General features: G+C 71.7%; 15 protein-coding genes. 7 read left to right on the top strand and 8 right to left on the bottom strand.

The genetic code is table 11. From position 1 onward, the window contains the following. Positions 1-9 precede the first annotated feature (9 nt). From AC1PME_RS18245 to AC1PME_RS18230, 4 genes are all read right to left on the bottom strand, one after another. Positions 10-1,245, bottom strand: coding sequence for an ABC transporter permease (locus tag AC1PME_RS18245; RefSeq protein WP_481096623.1), 1,236 nt, complete (start codon positions 1,243-1,245; stop codon positions 10-12). 10 nt (positions 1,246-1,255) lie between these two features. Then, positions 1,256-2,584, bottom strand: a complete 1,329-nt coding sequence (locus AC1PME_RS18240; protein WP_481096622.1) for an ABC transporter permease — start codon at positions 2,582-2,584, stop codon at positions 1,256-1,258. Positions 2,585-2,597: 13 nt separating this feature from the next. Next, positions 2,598-3,323 (bottom strand): ABC transporter ATP-binding protein, encoded by a 726-nt coding sequence (locus tag AC1PME_RS18235; protein WP_481096621.1) that lies wholly within the window; start codon positions 3,321-3,323, stop codon positions 2,598-2,600. A gap of 128 nt (positions 3,324-3,451) precedes the next feature. Beyond that, on the bottom strand, positions 3,452-4,720 hold the full coding sequence (locus AC1PME_RS18230; RefSeq protein WP_254459240.1) for an efflux RND transporter periplasmic adaptor subunit: 1,269 nt from the start codon (positions 4,718-4,720) through the stop codon (positions 3,452-3,454). Positions 4,721-4,925: 205 nt separating this feature from the next. On the opposite strand from AC1PME_RS18230, the gene glmS reads away from it, so the two are divergent. Then, positions 4,926-6,758 (top strand): glutamine--fructose-6-phosphate transaminase (isomerizing), encoded by a 1,833-nt coding sequence (gene glmS / locus AC1PME_RS18225; protein WP_481098148.1) that lies wholly within the window; start codon positions 4,926-4,928, stop codon positions 6,756-6,758. 67 nt (positions 6,759-6,825) lie between these two features. Continuing rightward, the gene (locus tag AC1PME_RS18220; protein WP_481096620.1) at positions 6,826-7,254 is read left to right on the top strand and encodes a hypothetical protein; all 429 of its coding nucleotides are present in this window, start codon (positions 6,826-6,828) and stop codon (positions 7,252-7,254) included. Here the strand turns inward: AC1PME_RS18220 and gloA are convergent. Then, a complete protein-coding gene (gene gloA / locus AC1PME_RS18215; protein ID WP_254459238.1) occupies positions 7,229-7,753 on the bottom strand; it encodes a lactoylglutathione lyase in 525 nt (174 codons plus the stop codon). The two genes, AC1PME_RS18220 and gloA, sit on opposite strands and share 26 nt — an antisense overlap. Positions 7,754-7,960: 207 nt before the next feature. Here gloA and AC1PME_RS18210 point away from each other — a divergent pair, with 207 nt between their 5' ends. Continuing rightward, positions 7,961-8,422: a hypothetical protein gene (locus tag AC1PME_RS18210; RefSeq protein ID WP_481096619.1), complete on the top strand. Its 462-nt coding sequence runs from the start codon at positions 7,961-7,963 to the stop codon at positions 8,420-8,422. Positions 8,423-8,622: 200 nt separating this feature from the next. Here AC1PME_RS18210 and AC1PME_RS18205 read toward each other — a convergent pair whose 3' ends face one another. From AC1PME_RS18205 to AC1PME_RS18195, 3 genes are all read right to left on the bottom strand, one after another. Then, a complete protein-coding gene (locus tag AC1PME_RS18205; protein ID WP_481096618.1) occupies positions 8,623-9,813 on the bottom strand; it encodes a copper resistance protein B in 1,191 nt (396 codons plus the stop codon). Further along, positions 9,810-11,627: a copper resistance system multicopper oxidase gene (locus tag AC1PME_RS18200; protein ID WP_481096617.1), complete on the bottom strand. Its 1,818-nt coding sequence runs from the start codon at positions 11,625-11,627 to the stop codon at positions 9,810-9,812. Before AC1PME_RS18200 ends, AC1PME_RS18205 begins: the two co-directional genes overlap by 4 nt. A gap of 120 nt (positions 11,628-11,747) precedes the next feature. Beyond that, complete coding sequence (locus AC1PME_RS18195; protein WP_481096616.1) at positions 11,748-12,155, bottom strand: CopL family metal-binding regulatory protein; 408 nt, start codon at positions 12,153-12,155, stop codon at positions 11,748-11,750. Between the two features lie 116 nt (positions 12,156-12,271). Here AC1PME_RS18195 and AC1PME_RS18190 point away from each other — a divergent pair, with 116 nt between their 5' ends. The 4 genes from AC1PME_RS18190 (at position 12,272) to AC1PME_RS18175 (ending at position 16,619) form a co-directional block, all read left to right on the top strand. Further along, the gene (locus tag AC1PME_RS18190; RefSeq protein WP_254459233.1) at positions 12,272-12,712 is read left to right on the top strand and encodes a heavy metal-responsive transcriptional regulator; all 441 of its coding nucleotides are present in this window, start codon (positions 12,272-12,274) and stop codon (positions 12,710-12,712) included. Continuing rightward, positions 12,709-15,147: a heavy metal translocating P-type ATPase gene (locus AC1PME_RS18185; protein WP_481096615.1), complete on the top strand. Its 2,439-nt coding sequence runs from the start codon at positions 12,709-12,711 to the stop codon at positions 15,145-15,147. Before AC1PME_RS18190 ends, AC1PME_RS18185 begins: the two co-directional genes overlap by 4 nt. A 34-nt stretch (positions 15,148-15,181) precedes the next feature. Further along, complete coding sequence (locus AC1PME_RS18180) at positions 15,182-15,391, top strand: heavy-metal-associated domain-containing protein (protein WP_254459231.1); 210 nt, start codon at positions 15,182-15,184, stop codon at positions 15,389-15,391. Positions 15,392-15,515: 124 nt separating this feature from the next. Continuing rightward, complete coding sequence (locus AC1PME_RS18175) at positions 15,516-16,619, top strand: PLP-dependent cysteine synthase family protein (RefSeq protein WP_254459230.1); 1,104 nt, start codon at positions 15,516-15,518, stop codon at positions 16,617-16,619. The last annotated feature ends 49 nt before the right edge of the window (positions 16,620-16,668 follow it).

The raw sequence follows: 16,668 nt of genomic DNA, 5'->3' as shown, positions 1-16,668 counted from the left end.
GTCCTTGGCTCAGGCGCTGCGGGTGGCGGTGGCAGGCGGGATCGCGGCGGCGCGGCGCGCCGGCGACAACACCGCGCATTGGCCGAGCAGCAACAGGGAGAGCAAGCCGATCGGCAGGCACGCGGCGGGCAGCCGCGACAGTTCGTAGTGCTGCATCAACCAGAGATTGGCGATGTAGGCCAAGGGCATGCCCAGGACCACGCCGCTGCCGATGACCATCAGGTTTTCCAGCAGGAAATGCCGCAGGATCTGGCCGCGGCTGGCGCCCAGGGCGCGGCGTATGCCGATCTGCCGGGTCCGCTGCTGGATCCAGAAGCCGCTGAGACTGGCGATGCCGATCAGGGTGATGAGGGTAACCACCGCACTGACCGTGCCGAACAGCCACACTGCCGCGCGGCGCGGCTGGAGCCGTTCGTTGCGCTGGGACTCGTAGTCGTTCGCACGGATCGTGATCCCGCGCAGCAGCGCGTCGCCGAACAGGTGTTGCAGACGCTGCGGGATCTCGGCCATCACGGCCGCGCGTCGCTCCGGCGCGGTCCTCACCGCGTAGGTCAGGATCGGCGTCCCGGTGACCGTGCCCGCCGTCAGCATCGTGTACTCGGCCTTGCCGTCGTCCAGCGCGTCGAGCTGGTAGCGCAGCAGGTGGCGGACGATGCCGACCACGACGAAACGTCTGGTCGCGTTCGCCTGTCCGTCGGTGAGTACGCCGCCCAGGGCCGGGCGCGAGCCGAACAGCCGCTGTGCCAGCGCCTGGGTGAGGATGACCGCGGTGGTACGGTCGGGCGCGGTCGCGGCGGGCAGGTCGCCGACCCGCATTTCGTCGGCGCTGAAGTTGCGTCCGGCCACCAGGTCCAGGCCCAGCGCACCGATCAGGTCGTCGCCGACCAGCAGGCTCACGCGCTCGGTCGCCGCAGGGCCGGCGACGCGGCCGACCATGATCATGGAGGAACTCATCGGCAGGCCGATCGTCGGCGAGACCGCGGTGACCCCGGGGATGCGTCGCAGCGCGTCGGTACCGACGCGGATCTGCGGCGCTTTCCAGCCGCCTTGGCCATTGATCACCTGGTCGACCAGGATCACCTCATCGTGGGCGATGCCGTCCGGGATCAGCATCGGTGCCAGCTTCTGCCACAGCAGGAACAGCACGTTGGTCAGGATCGCGCAGGCCAGGATGGTCTGCACGATCACCAGCAGCGGCATCAGCGGATGCCGCAGCAGGGGCGAGAGGTAGGGGCGCAGTGACATCGGCAGGCCCTCAGAGGCTTTTCACTTGCAGCGCCGGTTGCAGCAACGCTGCGCGCCACGCCGGGAGCAGGCCCACCAGCAGGCCGGTGCCGATCGCCAGCAACACCATCGCCAGGAACAGGCTGGGCTGGAAGTGCGCCAGGTCGCTGTAGTCCTGCGCCTGCATGCGCACGATCCACAGGCCGAACAGCGTGGCCGGCAATGCCAGCACGCCGCCCAACAGGCCGATCGCCCCGGCTTCGGTCAGGCAGCGGACGAACACCGCCGCGCGCGGGGCGCCCAGCACCCGGTGCACGCCGAGTTCGGCGGAGCGGCGCAGGAAACGTGCGGCCAGCAGGCCGGCGACATTGACGATGCACAGCCCGAGCAGCGCGATCGCCAACCAGACGTTCAGGCGCACGCTGTCCGGGACCACGCGGTTGCGCGCAAGCCAGTCGGCCACGCCGTACACGGTTGCCTGCGGCGCGCGCTGGAACACGCCATCGGCATGGCGCGCTTGCGCGAACGCGGACAGCGCATCGCGGTAGGCATTCACCTGCATGGGGGTGGACAACTGCGCCCAGAGCATCATCCAGCGGCAGGCGCCGAGGTCGAGTTCGTTGAAGCGCACGCCGGCGCGGCCGGTGTCGTCGCAGTCCTGGGCGAATGCCGGCTTGGCGTCCGCGTCCAGGGCCGCCCGTGCCGGAACGAACACCTCCAGCGGATTCTGCTGCCATGCCGTTTCCGGCCCATTGAGGAAGTAGAAGGCCGGGCGCGGTTTCCAGTCGTCGCTGATGCCGACGATCTGGAACAGATGATTGCCCAGCCGGATCTGCTGGCCGACGCCGTTCTCGCTGCCCAGCAGCTTCAGGCTGAGCGCGTGGCTGATTATGGCCACCGGCGCACGGTTGCGTTCTTCCGCGTCTGTCCAGTAGCGGCCGGACCGCAGCGGCAGGCCGAACAGCGCCGGCATCGGTCCCAGCGCGCTGATCGCGTAGACCTGCTGGTGGCGCGTACCTGCCTGGTCGCTGACGTCGAACGTGCTCAGCGTCAGCGCCGCCTGCCGCACCTGCGGCAGCGTGGCCATGAAGGCCGTGGCATCGTCCAGCTTCCACAGCGCCGGCGGCGTCGCGCCCGCGTCGGGGTCGTCCTGGCGGGCGATCTGCCGCGAGTCCACCCAGCCCAGGTACAGCTGCTGGCTGAGGCCGGGCAGCGGATCGGCGGACAGCATCGCCTGCAGGGTCAGCATCGTCATCACCGATGCCAGGCCCAGGGCGAGAGTGAGCACGGCGAGCAGCACCGTGCGCGGATGCCGGCGCATCCCACTCAATCCCAGTTCCACGGCATACGGCAGCGACATGGCAGGGCCCGTCTCAGCGGTCGTCGTTGGCCGACGCCGCCGCCGCGCCGCCGTGCGCCAGCGCCGGTTCGCGCTGCAGGTCGGTGGCCTGGCCGTCGACGATGTGCACGTTGCGCTGGGCGCGCGCGGCCAGTTCCGGGTCGTGGGTGACCATGACGATGGTCGAGCCCTGCGCGTTGATCTCCTCCAGCAGTTCCATCACCCCGCGCGCCATCTGCGAGTCGAGGTTGCCGGTCGGTTCGTCGGCCAGCAGCAGGCGCGGGCTGCCGGCCAGGGCGCGGGCGATCGCCGCGCGCTGCTGCTGGCCGCCGGACAGTTCGGACGGATAGTGCTTCATGCGCGAACCCAGCCCGACCCGGCTCAGCGCCTCCTCGATGCGCTGCTTGCGCTCGGCCGCGCCCATGCCGCGGTAGCGCAGCGGCACGTCGACGTTGTCGAACAGGTTGAGGTCGGGAATCAGGTTGAAACCCTGGAAGATGAAGCCGATCTTCTGGTTGCGCATGCGCGAGCGCGCATCGTCGTTGAGGTTGCTGACGTCCTGGCCGTCGAGCAGGTACTGGCCGCTGGTGAAGGTCTCCAGCAAGCCGGCGATGTTGAGGAAGGTGGTCTTGCCCGAACCCGACGGCCCGGTGACGGCGACGAACTCGCCCTCGCGGACATGCAGGTCCAGCGAGCGCAACGCATGCGTCTCGACCTGTTCGGTGCGGAAGACCTTGGAGACGGCGCGCATTTCGAGCATGGCATGAGTTCCTGTGGTGGTGGAGCGGGGATTGGGGATTGGGGATGTCGGGATTCGAAAGCGGTGGCCAGGAAAGGAAAACGAGAGGGGCTTGCGCATCCCCATTCCCGATTCCCCAATCCCGGCTCCTAATGCACCGTGACCTGCGGCGCATCGCCGAACAGATCGCTGCCGGAGACCACCACCCGGTCGCCCGGCTGCAAGCCCGAGCGCACTTCGACTTCGCCCAGGCTGGTGACGCCCAGTTCGACCGGGCGGCGCACCGCCGAGTCGCCGTCCATGACGTAGGCGTAGCGGCCGCCGGACTGTTCGACGAACGGGCCGCGCTCGAGCTTGAGCACGTTCTTGCGGGTGTCCAGCAGCACCCGCGCGCTCATGCGCTGGCTCTGGCGCAGGCCCGGCGGCTGCTTGTCGGTGAAGCGGATGCGCGCGGTGACCTCGCCGTTGACCACTTCCGGCGACACCGCCGAGATCGCCCCGGCGAACGGTTCGCCGGCGCCGCTGGTCAACTGCGCCGGCATGCCGATCGCCAGGTCGCGGGCGAAGCTTTCCGGCACCTTGATCTCCAGTTCGAACTTGGACAGGTCGACCACGCTGAGCACCGGCGCGTTGGCGGCGACGTTGGTGTGCTGCGAGACCTGCACCTGGCCGACCTGGCCATCGAACGGCGAGCGCAGGGTCAGCAGGTCGACCTGGCGCTGCACCTCGGCCACCACCGCGCGCTGGCGCTCGGCGAGCAGGCGCTTGTTGCGCGCGTCCAGCGCCGCGCCCTGCGCCTGCAGGCCCGAATCCTTCTGCGCGTGGCTCATCGCGATGTCGGCCTTCTTCAGCGTGTCCTGGGCCTTGGCCAGCTCCACCTGCGGCACCGCGCCGCCGGCGTAGCCGCGCTGGTAGCGCTCCAGGTCGCGGCTGGCGGCCTGGCGTTCGATCTGCGCCTGGTCGATCAGCTTGCTGGCGTTGGCGCGGGCCAGGGTCGCGTCCAGGTCGGCGCGGCCGGCCTCCGCTTCCAGGCCGGCCAGGGTGGCCTCTTCCTGGGCCAGCTTGCTGCGCAGCTCCGGGCTGTCGATCTCGGCCAGTTCCTGGCCCTGCTTGACCACGTCGCCGGCGACCACTTTCAGGGTCACGGTGCCGCCGGAGATGGCGTACAGGGTGGGGCTGTTGGCGGCGATCAGGCGGCCGTCGGCGGAGATGTCGCGGACCAGGTCGCCGCGGGTCACCGTGGCGATGCGCACGCGCTGCGCGTCGAACGAGCGGCTGCCGGCGATCCAGCCGCGCGCGGCGAAGGCGATGCCCAGCAGCACCAGCGCGGCGATCAGCCCGGGCCACAGCCAGCGGCGCCAGGCCGCGGAGCGGGGGCGGGCGAGAACCTGGTCCTGGGCGGAGGTGTCACGGATCATCGTCGGGTCGCAGCGGTGAGGACGGAAACTCCAAAGCACGCGGCGTGCCAACTGCAAGCCATTGAATTGAATGGAAGTGGCCGGCGCGGACAGGTGTCCGGGTGTCCGCGGACACGTTCGCGGACACCGTGTCCGGCAGCGGACAGCGGCGAGACATTCAGCGGACTTGGCTAGAATGGCGGACTTTTCGGCGAAGGGCGTGGCTATGTGCGGTATCGTCGGTGCGATCGCGGATCGCGATGTGGTTCCGGTCCTGATCGAAGGGCTGAAACGCCTGGAATACCGGGGCTACGACTCGGCCGGCATCGCCGCCATCGCCGACGGCCAGGTACGCCGCGTGCGCCGCACCGGCCGCGTGGCGGAGACCGAAAGCGCCGCGCTGGCCGAGGGCCTGCACGCGCCGCTGGGCATCGGCCACACCCGCTGGGCCACCCATGGCGGCGTCACCGAGGCCAACGCGCACCCGCACGTCAGCCACGGCGACCTGGCCCTGGTCCACAACGGCATCATCGAGAACCACGAACAGCAGCGCGAGCGCCTGACCGCGCTGGGCTACGTGTTCGAGTCGCAGACCGACACCGAGGTCATCGCCCATCTGATCCACCACTACATCGCCCAGGGCCGCGACCTGCTCGGCGCGCTGCAGGCGGCGGTGAAGGAACTGACCGGCGCCTACGCCGTCGCCGCGGTGAGCAAGGCGCGTCCGGACGTGCTGGTGTGCGCGCGGATGGGCTGTCCGCTGCTGATCGGCCTGGGCGAGGGCGAGAACTTCATCGCCTCCGACGTCTCGGCGGTGATCCAGGCCACGCGCCGGGTGATCTTCATGGAAGAAGGCGATACCGCCGAGCTGCGCCGCGACGGCGTGCAGGTGTACGACGCGCAGGACCAGCCGGTGCAGCGCGAGCCGCACGTGTCCGACGTGTCGCTGGCCTCGCTGGAACTGGGCCCGTACCGCCACTTCATGCAGAAGGAGATCCACGAGCAGCCGCGTGCGCTGGCCGACACGCTGGAAGCGCTGTTCGATGCCGGCGGGTTCGACACCGCGCTGTTCGGCAGCAAGGCCGAGGCACTGCTGGCCGACGTGGACGGGGTGCAGATCCTGGCCTGCGGCACCAGCTACTACGCCGGGCTGACCGCGCGCTACTGGATCGAGGGCATCGCCGGGCTGCCGTGCAGCGTGGAGATCGCCAGCGAGTACCGCTACCGCGACGCCTGCGCCAATCCGCGGCAACTGATCGTGACCATCTCCCAGTCCGGCGAAACCCTGGACACGATGGAGGCGCTCAAGTACGCCAAGGCGCTGGGCCATGCCAAGACCCTGTCGATCTGCAACGTGCCCGAGAGCGCGATCCCGCGCGCCAGCGCGATGGTGCTGTACACCCGTGCCGGTGCCGAGGTCGGGGTGGCCTCGACCAAGGCCTTCACCACCCAGCTGGCGGCACTGTTCCAGCTCACCTGCGTGCTGGCCAAGCGCCGCGGGCGGCTCAGCGCCGAGCAGGAGGCCGACTACCTGGAACAACTGCGCTACCTGCCCGGCAGCGTGCAGCACGTGCTCAACCTGGAGCCGCAGATCGCGGTGTGGGCCGAGCGCTTCGCCGACAAGCACAATGCGCTGTTCCTGGGTCGCGGCCTGCACTACCCGATCGCCCTGGAAGGCGCGCTCAAGCTCAAGGAAATCACCTACATCCACGCCGAGGGCTATCCGGCCGGCGAGCTCAAGCACGGCCCGCTGGCGCTGGTCGACGCCACCATGCCAGTGGTGGTGATCGCGCCCAACGACACCTTGTTGGAGAAGGTGAAGTCGAACATGCAGGAAGTGCGCGCGCGCGGCGGCGAACTGTTCGTCTTCGCCGACCAGGACAGTAATTTCGTCGAATCCGAGGGCGTGCACGTGATCCGCACGCCGCGTCACGCCGGCGTGCTCAGCCCGGTGCTGCACACCGTGCCGGTGCAGTTGCTGGCCTATCACACCGCGCTGGCGCGCGGCACCGACGTGGACAAGCCGCGCAACCTGGCCAAGTCGGTGACGGTGGAGTAAGCGCGTCCAGGCGCGTTCGGCGCGCGCGGGCCGTCACGTAGGTGCGAGGCGCAGGCAGTGCGCCGTCGTGGCGACTTCCGCCGCCGTGCAGCTGGGGGCGTCGCCGCTTGCGGCGCGGCCGCTGCGCGCGAGCGGCACACGCATGCGCGTGCGAAGGCGTACTCGCCGCGCCGGCAGCGGTGCGCGGATCGGGGTTCTGCCGGACGGCCAGGCGTGTGCGATCGACGTCAAGATGCCGCGTGCCGGCCTGGGCGATCGCGACACGGTCGATCCGTTGGTGGTCGACACCGCCCGCGATCGGAAGCATTCCGGCGCCGCCGGTCTGGTCTGCCCGATCCGCAATCGGGTTGGGCTGCTGCGCAACCCGGCGGTATGCAAGACGCCGCAAGCCGGCGGCCTGGGCGTACAGGCGGCGATGGTGGATCAACCGCGGCAATGCCGCAGTTCGCCGCCATCGCCGCGCGCTGTACTCAGTCGCTGGAGGTGTTGGAGATGATCTCCACCCAGTAGCCGTCCGGGTCCTTGATGAAGGCGATGTTGCGCATGCGCCCGTCGCTCAGGCGCTTCTGGAACGGCACCTGCAGCGCCTCGAAGCGCGCGCAGGCCGCTTGCAGGTCCGGTACCGACACGCACAGGTGGCCGAAGCCGCGCGGCTCGCTGTTGCCGTCGTGATACACCGGTCCGTCCTGCAGCTCGCTGCCGTGGTTGTGGGTCAGTTCCAGCACGCCGGGCAGGCCGGCCATCCACACCTGCCGTTGCGCCGGGTCCGCCGGCACCGGCACCGTCGGCGGCAGCAGCGCCAGGAAGTACAGGCTGAACTGCGCCTCGGGGAACGCACGGTGGTCGATCGGGCGGAAGCCGAGCACGCGGGTGTAGAAATCCAGCGAACGGGCGATGTCCTTCACCCGCAACATGGTGTGGTTGAACACGAAACCGGTGGTCTCGGCGGGCGGCGCGGAAACGCCGGGCAGATGGTCGAACGAGGTGGTGGGCATGAGGGGTCTCGCGTGGGGGAGGTGCCGCGGCACGTGGTTGCCGGCAATTCTAACGGCGGCGGCGTAGCGGCCGATGTGGAGAGCCGTCGGCGCGCCGTGAGATCCGTGCCGATCCGCCGGTTGGCAGACGCGCCGTCGGTCTGCCAACGCAGCGGCACGGCGCGTGCATAAGATTTCGGCGAGGGTTCCCACGACGCAGGAGGACGCATGTACGAGTCTTTCAGACAGGGGGCGCCGGCCGAGCTGTGGCAGGCGTTGGTGCACGAGGCCGGGCAGCGCCTGGGCCGGCCGCTGGACGAATCGCGCGAGCACTATCTGGTGTTCGTGCTGCTGCGCTACCAGCGCGACGCGCAGTTGCTGGCGCGCATCCAGGCGCTGGCCTGGCTGCATGCGCAGGACCAGGTCGGACGCGCGCGCGCCGACGCCTTGCGCGAGGTCGGCGACGGCTGCCTGCTGATCGCCGGGCTGTTTCCCGGCGTGGCGGCGCGGCGCCGGGTCAGCGTGGACTACTTCATCGACCTCGGCCGCGGCGCCTATGCCGAAGTCGCCGAGACCCGGGCCAGCGACGCGGGGCTGTTCGCGCAGTTGGCGCGCAGCTATCGCGAACTGGTGACCACGCTGGGCGCGCTGCGGCCGCCACGACGCGAGGCGGCGGCGCTGCAGGCGTAAGCCGGTAGCGGCGCACAGCGGCTGCGGCGCCGCCTTGTACCTCCGCAGGCGCGCGCCCTGTCTGCAGGAGCGGCTTCAGCCGCGACAGGCTTTCCCGGGAAAGCCCGTCGCGGCTGAAACCGCTCCTACAGATGACGACGTCCGTGTGCAGTGCCTGGAAGCGCGGCGGCACATCCTTCGCGCCGCCGCGCGCCCGCGGCTCAGAACCAGAACCGCAGGCCTGCGACCCAGCGCGTTTCGCGCACTGCCTCGCCGCTAGCGCGGCGCGCGTCGGCGGTGCCGCCGACGTTGCGGACGTGGTCCACGCCGAGGTAAGGCGCGAAGCGGCGGGTGATCTCGTAGCGCAGGCGCAGCCCGCCTTCCACTGCAGTCAGGCCGCTGCCGGTGCGGTGCGCCGGATCGTCGCGCGCGGCCAGTTCCGCCTCCAGCCGTGGCTGCAGGATCAGGCGATTGGTCAGCAGCACGTCGTACTCGCCTTCCAGGTGCAGGCTGGCATGGCCGCCGTCACCGACGTACAGCATGGCCGAGACCTCGAACTTGTACGGCGCCATGCCCTGCACGCCGAACGCCGCCGAGGTTCGTGCGCGTCCCGGTGCGAACGCCTGCTTGCCGCCGACCAGCACATCCCACCACGGCGAGATCGCGCGGCCATAGGCCAGTTCCAGCGTGGACGCGGTGGTGCGGCCGCCCTCGCGTTCGCCGTCGCTGCGCAGCCACAGCCGATCGATGTCGCCGCCGTACCAGCCGCGCGCTTCCCAGGCCTGGCCGCTGCCGTGGGCGTTGTCCCAGCCCTCCAGGCGATCGACCAGCAGGTAGCCGGTACGCGACGCGCCGTGTGCCATGCCGTGATCGCGCAGCACCGGGAATGCCGCCGCACGGTCGGCCGCAGTGATCGGCGGGATCGGCTCGCGCGGCAGCGCCGTGTCGGCGTTTCCGGGGCACCGGCATGCGGCCGCCGCTGGTGTGGGCATCGACGGTATCGCATGGCCCGTGCCGTCGTGCGCGGAGTGCGCGCTGTGATCGACCTGCGAAGTCGGCGCGGCCGTGTGGTCCAGCGGGGCGTGGTCCATGTGCCCGTGCGACATGGCATCGGCGGTCCCTGCCGCGGTCTGCGTGGCAGGCGTGCCGTGCATGGTCGGCACGGGCGCGGCATGCCCCATCGTGGCGTGGTCCATGGTGCCGTGCATCGCCGTGTCGGGCTGCGCGGCCACCGTGTTGTCCGGCATGGGCATGGGCATGGGCATGGCGGCAGCGGAGGCCGGGCAGGCGCAGCGCGCGGCGGATGCGTCGGTGTCGGCAGCGTGGACATGTTGCGCGTGCGCCGTGGCGTGCGCGAACAGCAGCGCCAGGCCGGTCGCCTGGGCCAACTGCGAGAAGTGGATGCGGCTCATGCGTCCACCCGCACTTCGCGCATCATGCCGCCGTCCATGTGGTAGAGCAGGTGGCAGTGGTAGGCCCAGCGCCCCAGCGCGTCGGCGCGCACGCGATAGCTGCGGCGCGTGCCCGGCGGCATGTCCACGGTGTGCTTGCGCACCTGGAAGCGACCGGCGCCATCCTCCACGTCGCTCCACATGCCGTGCAGGTGGATCGGGTGCTGCATCATCGTGTCGTTGACCAGCACGATGCGCAGGCGCTCGCCGTAGTTGAGCCGCAGCGGCTCGGCGCTGGCGAAGGGAATGCCGTCGAACGACCAGGCGAACTTCTCCATGTTGCCGGTCAGGTGCAGCTGGATCTCGCGCCCCGGCTCGCGTCCGTCCGGGTCCTCGAACAGGCTGTGCAGGTCGGCGTAGGTCAGCACGCGGCGGCCGTTGTCGCGCAGGCCGATGCCCGGGTCGTCCAGGCGTGGCGCAGTGGCGGAGGACTGCATGTCCACCAGGGGATTGCCGCGTTCGCTGCGCGGATGCGCAGGCGCGGCGGCAGCGCCGGCCGCCGCGTGCGCGGCGTGGTCCATGCCGGGCATGGCGGCCATGTGCATGTTCGCCCCGCAGCTGCCTTCCATGCCGTGCATGGCCGTGCCCACGGCGTGGCCCATGCCGGCGTGTTCGCCCATCGCGTGGCCCATGTCCTGCATGCGCAGCAGCGGGCGCGGATCCTGCGCCGGCACCGGCGCCTGCAGCCCGTCGCGCACCGCCAGGGTGCCGCGCGCGTGGCCGGTGCGGCCCATGTCCTGGGCGAACACCGTGTAGGCGTCCTGGCCGCTGGGTTCGACCAGCACGTCGTAGGTTTCGGCCGCGGCGATGCGGAACTCGTCCACGCTCACCGGATGCACGTACTGGCCGTCGGCGGCGACCACGGTCATCTTCAGCCCGGGGATGCGCACGTCGAAGTAGCTCATGCTGGAGGCGTTGATGAAGCGCAGCAGCACCTTCTCGCCGGGACGGAACAGCCCGGTCCAGTTGCCGGCCGGGGTCATGCCGTTGAGCAGGTAGGTGTAGGTGTTGCCGTTGACGTCGGACAGGTCGCTGGGGGTCATGCGCATGCGCCCCCACATGCCGCGGTCGGCGAGGGTGGCGCGCAATCCGTCCTCGCGCGCGTCGCGCAGGAAATCGCCGACGGTGCGCTGGTACAGGTTGTCGTAGGACGGCATCTTCTTCAGCCGCCGGAACAGCGCCGCCGGGTCCAGGTCGGTCCAGTCCGACAGCAGCAGCACGTGCTCGCGGTCGTAGCGGTACGGCGGCGGCTCGCGCGGGTCGATCACGATCGCGCCGTACAGCCCGGCCTGCTCCTGGTGCAGCGAATGGCTGTGGTACCAGTAGGTGCCGGACTGGCGCAGGGCGAAGCGGTACTGGTAGGTCTCGCCGGGATAGATGCCGTCGAAGCTCATGCCCGGCACGCCGTCCATGTTGGCCGGCAACAGCAGGCCGTGCCAGTGCACCGAGGTCTGGGTGTGGCCGGGCAGGTGGTTGGCCACGCGGATGGTCACGGTGTCGCCTTCGCGCCAGCGCAGGATCGGCGCCGGCACGCTGCCGTTGACGGCGATGGCGGGGCGCTCGCGCCCGGTGAAGTTGACCCGGGTGCTGCCGATGCGCAGGTCCAGGTCGGTGCCGTGCAGCACGTAGGGGGCGGCGCCGTTGCGCGCCAGCGCGCTGGCCTGGGCGCCGCGCAGCGGCAGCCCGGCGAGGCCGGCGGCGGCGCCCAGCGCCAGCCCGGTGACGAAGCGGCGCCGCGACGGCAGCGCCGGCAGGCCGGAAGAAGATGCGTTCATGTGCGATGTCCGGAAGCGGAGGCAATGCGCCACGCCGCGCCGACGGTGGCGCGGCAGGCGTGGACGCGGCGGCGCCTGCGCGCCGCCGCCAGGAGGCCGCCGAGGGGCGGCCGCTCGCGCTCAGGCGCTGGGAGGACGTTCCAGCCGCGGCAGGCCGGGCGCGCCGTGCGCGGCCTGGGGAGCGGCGGCGACCAGGTGGCGGGGCATGCGCGGCAGTGCCAGCGGCATCGCCAGCAGGGCCGGCAGCGGCTGCGCATGCGGGCATTGGCAGCCGGCCATGCCGCAGCCGCCGCCGTGCTTGCCGGCATGGTCGTGGCAGTGGCCGTCGTGCTCGGCCGGAGGCGCCGGCACCTGCTCGTGGCAGGGCATCGCCGCATGCGTCGGCGCCGGCGCCGCGCTGGCGACGGCGGCGGGGTGCATCGAGGTGGCGTGTGTCGCCATGCCCGGCATCGCCATCGCGGTCGCGGTGCCGTTGAGCAGCAGGCTCAGGCACAGCAGCAGGCGCATCAGGACGGCGAAGGTCGGCACAGGCGGCAGCGTGGCGGCGGGAAGCGCAGAGGATACCGAAGCCGGCGTGGGCGGCAAGCGACCGCGGCACCGCAAGGCTTGACTCTGGACCCGGGTCCAGGGAGTAGGGTGTGCGCATGCGATCCGACCCCGCCACCGCCCGCTTCACCATCGGCGCGCTCGCCCGCCAGGCCGACGTCGCCATCGACACCGTGCGCTACTACGAGCGCCAGGGCCTGCTGCCGCCCGCACCGCGCCGTGCCTCCGGCTACCGCGAGTACGACGCCGCGGCGGTGCAGCGGGTGCGCTTCATCCGCCGCGCCAAGGAGCTGGGCTTCTCGCTGGAGGAGATCGGCGAGCTGCTGGCCCTGCAGGACGACCAGGTGCATGGCGTGGAAGGCATCAAGCAGCGCGCCAGCGCGCGCCTGCAGGCGCTGGACCGGCGCATCGCCGAGCTGACGGAGATGCGCCAGGCGCTGGCCGCGCTGGTCGAGGACTGCCCCGGCCACGGCGCGCCGGACGCCTGCCCGATCCTGGGCGACATCCGCGGCGCCGGCGCCGCCGACACGCCGCGATGAGCGCGACCCCGGCCACCGCCTCGCTGACCCTGCCGGTGCAGGGCATGACCTGCGCCGCCTGCGCGACCGGCGTGGAGAAGGCGCTGCAGCGCCTGCCCGGGGTCGCGGCACAGGCCAGCTACGCCGCGGCGCGTGTGCAGGTGGACTACGACCCGCAGCAGGTGGACCTGCCGACGCTGCTGCAGCGCATCCAGCAGGCCGGCTACGCGGTGCCGACGCAGACCCTGACCCTGGAGCTGAGCGGCCTGCACTGCGCGTCCTGCGTGGCGTCGATCGACGCAGTGCTGGCGAAGACGCCGGGCGTGCTCGCCGGCCACGCCAACCTGGCCTCGGCCAAGGCGCGGGTGGAGATCGTGCCCGGCGCGGTGGCGCCGGCGGACCTGGTCGCGCGGATCGCCCGCGCCGGCTTCGGCGCGCGCGTCGTCGAGGCCATGGACCCGGCGTACCTGGCCGAGCGCGAGCGCAGCGAGCGTCGCGCCTGGCGGCGCGAGTTGGGAATGTTCGCCGCGGCGGTGCTGCTGACCCTGCCGTTCTGGGGGCAGATGCTCGGCATGCTGGACGGCGACGCCCTGCGCGGCGCGCACGCCGAACCGCTGCCGCGCTGGCTGCAATTGCTGCTGGCCACGCCGGTGCAGTGCTGGATCGGCGCGCGCTTCTACCGCGCCGGCTACCGCGCGCTGCGCAACGGCAGCGCCAACATGGACGTGCTGGTCGCGCTCGGCACCGGCATGGCCTATCTGTACAGCGCCGTGGTCACCGTGGCCGGCCTGCACGGCCAGCACGTGTACTTCGAGGCCAGCACCAGCGTCATCACCCTGGTGCTGCTCGGGCGCCTGCTCGAGGCCCGCGCCAAGCGCCGCACCACCGCGGCGGTGCGCGCGCTGCTCGACCTGGCGCCGACCACCGCGCGGGTCGAGCGCGACGGCGCGATCGTGGAGGTGCCGGTGGCGGAACTGGCGGTCGGCGACGTGTTCGTGGTCGCCGCCGGCGAGCGCGTGCCGGTGGACGGCGAGGTGCTCGAGGGCCACTCCAGCGTGGACGAGGCGATGCTGTCGGGCGAGGCCATGCCGGTCGCCAAGGCGCCGGGCAGCCGCCTGCACGCGGCCACGGTCAACCAGTTGGGCCTGCTGCGCGCGCGCGCCACCGGCGTCGGCGCGGACACGCTGCTGGCGCAGATCGTGCGCATGGTCGATGCCGCGCAAGGCTCGCGGGCGCCGATCCAGCGCCTGGTCGACCGCATCGCCGCGGTGTTCGTGCCGGCGGTGCTGGGCATCGCCGCGCTCACCCTGGGCGCGACCTGGGCGCTGGGCGGCAGCTTCGCCGACGCGCTGGTGCACGCGGTGGCGGTGCTGGTGATCGCCTGCCCATGCGCGCTGGGCCTGGCCACGCCGACCGCGATCATGGTCGGCACCGGCGTCGGCGCGCGTGCCGGCATCCTGATTCGCGACGCCGAAGTGCTGGAACGCGCCCGCGCGCTGACCGCGCTGGTGGTCGACAAGACCGGCACGCTGACCCTGGGCCAGCCGCAGGTGACCGCGGTGCTGGTCGCCGACGAGGCCGGGACCGCGCCGCTGCTGCGCCTGGCCGCGGCGCTGGAGGCCGGTTCGGCGCATCCGCTGGCGCGCGCCATCGTGCAGCGCGCCGCCGACCTGGGCGTGCGCGCGGCGCTGCCGGCACCGCGCGCCGAAGCGGTGCAGACGCTGCCGGGACAGGGCGTGCGTGGCCGCGTGGACGGGCACGAGGTCGCGCTGGGGGCGCTGGCGTGGATCGACGGGCTGGCCGCCGCCCCGGCCGACGCGGCCCAGCGGCACCGGGCCGAGGCGGCGCAGGCGCAGGGCCAGAGCGTGGTCGCGGTGGCGGTGGACGGCGCGGTCGCCGGCTATCTGGCCATCGCCGATCCGCTGCGCGAGGGCGTGGCCGAGGCGGTGGCGCGGCTGCAGGCGCGCGGCATCGCGGTGACCATGCTCAGCGGCGACAACCGCCACGCGGCGCAGGCGGTGGCCGCGCGGCTGGGCATCGCGCAGGTGCAGGCCGAGGTGCTGCCGCAGGACAAGGCCGAGCATGTGCGCCGGCTGCAGGCGCTGCCCGGCGCGCATGTCGGCATGGTCGGCGACGGCATCAACGACGCCCCGGCGCTGGCCGCGGCCGACGTCAGTTTCGCCATCGGCAGCGGCTCGGACATCGCCATCGAGGCCGCCGACGTGGTGCTGATGCACGGCGACCTGGCGGGCGTCGCCGCCGCCATCGACCTGTCCGCGGCGACGGTGCGCAAGATCCGCCAGAACCTGTTCTTCGCCTTCGTCTTCAACGGCCTGGGCATCCCGCTGGCCGCGTTCGGCCTGCTCAACCCGGTGATCGCCGGCGCGGCGATGGCGCTGAGTTCGGTCTCGGTGCTGGGCAATGCCTTGCTGCTCAATCGCTGGCGCGCGCAGTGAGCGCGGATTCGATTTCTCGACCCTGGAGCATGACATGCAGCATCTCGATCTCCTCGTCCACGGCATGACCTGCGGCGGCTGCAGCGCGCGGCTGCAGCGGGTGCTGGACGCCTGCCCGGGCGTGACCGCCAGCACGGTGGTGCTGGAAGGCGGGCGCGTCGGCATCGATTACGACCCCGCGCGCATCGACGTGGCCGCGCTGCAACAGGCGATCGCCGACGCCGGCTTCGTGGTGGCCGGCTGAGCGAGGGCCGCTGCCGTCGGCGTGCGACGGCGGGTGAACGCCGGCGTGGCCGCCGCTGCCGCGCATGGCCCGGGCGCGCGGCCGGGCGTGTATCGTGGGCGGGATTTCTCCCTCCCGCACCGCCATGACCCATCGCGCTTGGGTGGCTGCCGCCATCCAGAAGATCGAAGCCGACTTCAACCGCTCGGCCGATACCCACCTGATTCCGCTGGACCTGCCCGGTTTCCCCGGCATCGACCTGTACTTCAAGGACGAGTCCAGCCATCCCACCGGCAGCCTCAAGCACCGCCTGGCGCGCTCGCTGTTCCTGTACGCGCTGGCCAACGGCTGGCTGCGCGAGGGGCGCCCGGTGATCGAGGCCTCCAGCGGTTCCACGGCGGTGTCCGAGGCGTATTTCGCACGCCTGCTGGGGCTGCCGTTCATCGCGGTGATACCGGCCAGCACCTCGCCGGAGAAGATCGCCGCGATCGAGTTCCAGGGCGGGCGCTGCCACCTGGTCGGGCGCGCCTGCGACCTGCACGCCGATTCGGTGCAGCTGGCGCGCGAGACCGGCGGCCACTTCATGGACCAGTTCCTGTACGCCGAACGCGCCACCGACTGGCGCGCCAACAACAACATCGCCGAGTCGATCTTCCGGCAGATGCAGGAGGAGCCGCATCCGATCCCCGAGTGGATCGTGTGCAGCCCCGGCACCGGCGGCACCGCGGCCACGCTCGGCCGCTACGTGCGCTACCGGCGCCATCCCACCCGCATCCTGTGCGCGGATCCGGAGGTGTCGCTGTTCTTCGACGGCTACCGCGAGGCGCTGGCCGGGCGCGACTACGCCGGCCTGGAAAGCACCGGCGGCTCGCGCATCGAAGGCATCGGCCGGCCGCGGGTGGAGCCGAGCTTCATTCCCAGCTGCGTCGATGCGATGGTCAAAGTGCCCGACGCGCTGAGCCTGGCGGCGATGCGCTACGTCAGCGCGCGCCTGGGCCGGCGCGTGGGCGGCTCCACCGGTACCAACTTCGTCGGCGTGCTGCAGGCGGCCACGCGCATGCGCGAACAGGGCCGCAGCGGCGCCATCGTCACCATCCTGTGCGACAGCGGCGAGCGCTACGTGCACAGCTACTACCGCCCGCAGTGGTATGCCGAACACGGCATCGACGTGGACCAGGCCGATGCGCAGCTGGCCGCGGCGGTGGCCGGCGCCGGCTTGCCGCCGCTGCCTTGTGCGGCGCTGGACTGACCGCCATCTGCCTTCCATGACCGGCCGCGCCGGTCCTTCCTCCGCTACC

The organism is Xanthomonas sp. NCPPB 901 (assembly GCF_056725085.1).
This window is presented reverse-complemented; position numbering and strand designations above follow the sequence as displayed.